Below are 319 nucleotides of genomic sequence, written 5' to 3' on the forward strand. Positions count from 1 at the left end.
CCTGGGTACCTGGGACTGGTTCAGCGGGTGAATTTCCACGCGCGTGCCCCGGCCTTCCGCATTCAGGCGCCGCAGCAGATATCGGGCGACGTTCTGCCGTCGCACCGTGCGGTACGCGATCTCGACGCGCTCCACGTTTCGCTGCGAAGGCCTGCGCTTGCCGTCCAGCCAGGCCTTGAGCGTGCGGTCGGTCACCGTCAGGCCGGCCGCTCGGGCCGCATGGCGTGCGTGGTCGCTGCGGGTCAGGTAGTGCAGCCGCGCCAGCAGGCCTCGGCGAGAGGTCACGGGCGTGGTGAAATAGCCGGCGAGAGCATCGAGC

Annotated in this window: 1 pseudogene; it reads right to left on the reverse strand. The window is 69.6% G+C overall.

Annotated elements, in window-relative coordinates:
• Positions 1-319, reverse strand: a pseudogene (locus OO63_RS41125) (transcriptional regulator); the annotation flags it as partial.

Origin of the sequence: Streptomyces alboflavus, from assembly GCF_000716675.1 — a bacterium.
Classification (GTDB): domain Bacteria; phylum Actinomycetota; class Actinomycetes; order Streptomycetales; family Streptomycetaceae; genus Streptomyces; species Streptomyces alboflavus.